Genomic DNA, 3496 nt, shown 5'->3' on the forward strand with positions numbered 1-3496 from the left:
TTTGAGATCGGAGGCATGGTGGCGGGCCTGTCCGAGGTGCTCCGCTCCATGCCGATCCGCTCGCCCTGGATGCGTCTTGAGTGGCTTGTCACCCCGGATCCTGCTCTCGGTGGTGCCTCGCCGATCGTGGCCCTGCGGCAGGGCAACGTCACGGAAGTGATCCAGCTCGCCCGCTCATAGGGAGCCGAATGAACAGCCTCGCGCCCTTGGCAGCACCGAAGCCGCGGCACGGCGCGGGAGGATGCCAATGCAGATTGTAACTCAGACGCTCTTTCGCTGGTCGTAGGTTCGAGATCACCTTCATCGGAACAGCGGCTCTACAAGAAACACTGACTGGCCCATTCGTCTGAAACACACGCGGTCCCAGGCTGCGGAACGGGATTAGCGCGTGCCCTCAATCGGCGTAAGATGGCATGCCTCGTTCGGATCAGCTCAATTGAGGATCTGCCGACATGAAGCCGATGACGGAAGCGCACCTCGCCATCCTGCGCCGGCATATGGTCGAGGTGATTGCTCTTCAGGCCGACCTCATGAGCGAGGAGATTGGCAAGGACATCCTTGGAGAGCGAGTTCTCGAACCCATGCGGCGGGTGCGACGCCACCTCTTCGTGCCGCCTGAACTTGCGGCCATGGCCTACCACGACACGCCTCTGCCGATCGGCTTCGACAAGACTGTGTCCCAGCCCTTCATCTGCGCTCTCATGGCAGACCTGCTCGATCCACAGCCTCATGAGGCCGTGCTCGAGGTTGGCACCGGCCTGGGCTATCAAGCTGCCGTTCTTGCCGAACTCGCCCGCCAAGTCGGAATTGGAAAGTGCGGCCCCCTCACGAGCGCGTGACGAACCGCTCCCGAGATCAACCGCTCTGCCCTGGGCCGCCCACGCGATGTTCCGTATCCCTCGCCATCCGCTGAAGCGAGCCAGCCGGCACGCTTCAGCCACAGTATTGGCCCATGCTTCCCGACGGCGGAGGGTGCCCGGGCGGACAACCAACGGAAAATCCTCACCACGGCCCTTATGGCCGCCCTTGCCGGGCCGGCCACCGCGGACCCGTTCGACAGGTCGCCCCGCGATGTCGGCATCGCGGTGAACGACAGACTTCGGTCGGCCGGCCTCGATCTGCGCTTTGAACTCGAACGGTGCAGCGGGCGCGACATGATGGAATGCCGCTTCTCGTCAGCGCACACCCTCCTTGTGGCCACTGGTCGGGCGAAACCGCCTTGGACAAGGGAGATCATGATCGCAGCGGATCTTCTCTCGACCGATACCGCAGGCGATGTCCATGACCGCGTCACTGAGGCCACGGCATCATTGGGCGCGACGATGGAACTCGTCGATCCCACGCTTCAACCCGAGAGGCGGTTCAAGCTGCTCTCGGACCTGGCTGGGACGGCCCTCCGCGATGGGGAGAGCGAGGGCACCGGGATCGATGCCCACTATTCACTGGCGTTTGATCAGGGGGCCGATGGTCTGCTGACGATCACGGTCGGTTCCAAACGCTGAGGCTATATGGACCCGCAACCGCGGTGGAGTTCCTGGATGCCGGCCTTGGCCGTCCGGACGCAAGGAGCGACCCGTACGGTGTCCAGCTCCAGAGGGCACAGGACGACGGACCGGGAAACATCCCGGGCGCGGCCAAGGGACCAGGTCTGTAGGCCCGGAGGCTCGGGGAATGCTCGGCGGCGCACCAAATGAGGAAGCAGCAATCGGCGCGTGGGCGCTCTTCAGCCATTGACACGGCTCACATTCGCTTCGATTACCCGTCTGAGAAGGTCTTTCAGCGTTTCGCGCTCCTGATCGGAGAGCGGAGCCATCAACCTGTCCTGCGCGACGATCACCGCCGAACGCAGCCTCAAACGCACCTCTGTGCCCTCGGATGTCGGACTGAGTAGCCGCTGGTGTGATCGACCGGTATCGGGAGCCCGCGTGATGAATCCCCGCTGTTCCAGACGAGCCACACTTCGCTTGGCAACGGCCCACTCGATCCCCACCCGCTCGGCCAACTGGCGAAGCCGGATACCGGGTGCATCCATGATTGCCGCAAGTACGGGAATGTCGATCCCCTTGAGGTCCGCAGTTTTGGCGACTTCTGTCATTACAGCCATACAGATCGTCTGGAACTGCCGAGCCCAATAAATCTCAAAGCGCCTGTGGTCGAAGAGTGTCGTCCTCGAAGGTCGCTCGCCGCTCGGGCGCGTCAAGTATGCGCGAATAGGGTCGAGGTTCTTCACGGCCTGTAAGCCGAGGTCTTCGAACACCAGCGGCAGCACCCGATGCACATAGTCGTAGGTCGCCCCAGAAACGCACACTGAGCCCGGTTGCGCTAATCCCTCCAGACGGGCGGCGACATTCACACCATCTCCGAACAGGTCGCCGTCCCTGACCATGGCTTCACCGACATGCACGCCAATCCGGAACATCACCCGCCGTTCGTCAGGAACTGCTTCATTCACGGCGGCAACCCTTTCTTGGATAGTGATCGCGCATTGTACGGCGTCCACGGCGCTCGGGAACTCTGCCAGGATGCTATCGCCTGCCGTGTTAGCAATCCGTCCCCCCTGCCGCTCGATCTCACGATCTGTGATCTCGCGATGGGATGTAAGCAGACGCAGGGTGCCGCGCTCATCCGTATTCATAAGGTGGGTGTAGCCTGCCACGTCGGCGCAGAAGATCGCCGCAAGCCGACGTTGGATACCGGGCGCAGGCGTGGTCATCTGCTCACCGCGTCGTTATGGAGAAGCTTGGCCTGACGCCGGGTTGCCTGGTTTAACTTATCACAGCCAGACCTCTCGTGCTGAGGAATGGGTCCAGCTAGGCGCTCGTAGCGGTAGGATCACTGTTGATTACCCGATAAAATCCCTCTCGTGGGAGCGCCCTCGGAACCAGTACGATCCCAAATGCAAGGCTCGATTCACGGAGCTAGAACAAACTTAACCGACTGAGACCCGTCCCTTAGTTGGGGCTTAGTTGCCCGCGAGTTTGAGGTTGTGGCCGGAAACCGCGCTGGGATCTTCAATCGACACCTTGGCTTTCGAGATCGAGGGAGCGCCTTTCTCACACTGCGATTATCGCAGCGCTGGGTCGGTTCACTTCGGCATACTCCGCGAGTGACGTGGTGGTGCGATGCAATGCCCGCTATGCTCTTACGGAACCTAATCTTGGGCTATATCGGCAGGGAAGCTTGGCAATGTCAGATCTTTTCACCCTGCATCATGTCTCGCTGTATGTGCGGGATGTGGATGCCAGTGCCTCCTTCTACGCCACTGTGCTTGGCCTTCAGGAAATCCCCAACAGAGTCGGCAAGAGCCACATCCGGTGGTTCACCATCGACGGTTTCCGGACCTTCCACCTGATCGGCGGCGACCCCGAACTAGATCCTCGACACAGTGATTTTGACCGGTTGGCCTGCCGTCTCTTGTGACGGCACTTCGAAGCGGTGCGGGATCTGCAAGTGGATTGATCCCCATTGGACGGGGCCTCGGTACCAGATGCGAAGT

Annotated in this window: 4 protein-coding genes and 1 pseudogene; 4 read left to right on the plus strand and 1 reads right to left on the minus strand. The window is 61.4% G+C overall.

Going from position 1 to position 3496, the window contains the following annotated elements; all coding sequences use genetic code 11:
• The 3 genes and pseudogenes from FS320_RS46610 to FS320_RS40235 all read left to right on the plus strand — a co-directional run.
• Positions 1–180: Rv2175c family DNA-binding protein (locus FS320_RS46610; RefSeq protein WP_244627695.1), on the plus strand; the 180-nt coding region annotated here is incomplete at its 5' end.
• A gap of 272 nt (positions 181–452) precedes the next feature.
• Positions 453–803, plus strand: a pseudogene (locus FS320_RS40230) (protein-L-isoaspartate O-methyltransferase family protein); the annotation flags it as partial.
• Between the two features lie 213 nt (positions 804–1016).
• Positions 1017–1502 (plus strand): hypothetical protein, encoded by a 486-nt coding sequence (locus FS320_RS40235; protein WP_152718066.1) that lies wholly within the window; start codon positions 1017–1019, stop codon positions 1500–1502.
• 221 nt (positions 1503–1723) lie between these two features.
• On the opposite strand, the gene FS320_RS40240 is transcribed toward FS320_RS40235, so the two are convergent.
• Positions 1724–2713 (minus strand): adenylate/guanylate cyclase domain-containing protein, encoded by a 990-nt coding sequence (locus FS320_RS40240; RefSeq protein WP_152718068.1) that lies wholly within the window; start codon positions 2711–2713, stop codon positions 1724–1726.
• A 473-nt stretch (positions 2714–3186) separates the two neighbouring features.
• Here FS320_RS40240 and FS320_RS40245 point away from each other — a divergent pair, with 473 nt between their 5' ends.
• Positions 3187–3420 carry a VOC family protein gene (locus FS320_RS40245; protein ID WP_152718069.1) on the plus strand — a complete coding sequence of 78 codons (234 nt, stop codon included), beginning with the start codon at positions 3187–3189 and terminating at the stop codon, positions 3418–3420.
• The last annotated feature ends 76 nt before the right edge of the window (positions 3421–3496 follow it).

It is taken from the genome of Microvirga tunisiensis (assembly GCF_009296175.1).
Lineage (GTDB): Bacteria > Pseudomonadota > Alphaproteobacteria > Rhizobiales > Beijerinckiaceae > Microvirga > Microvirga tunisiensis.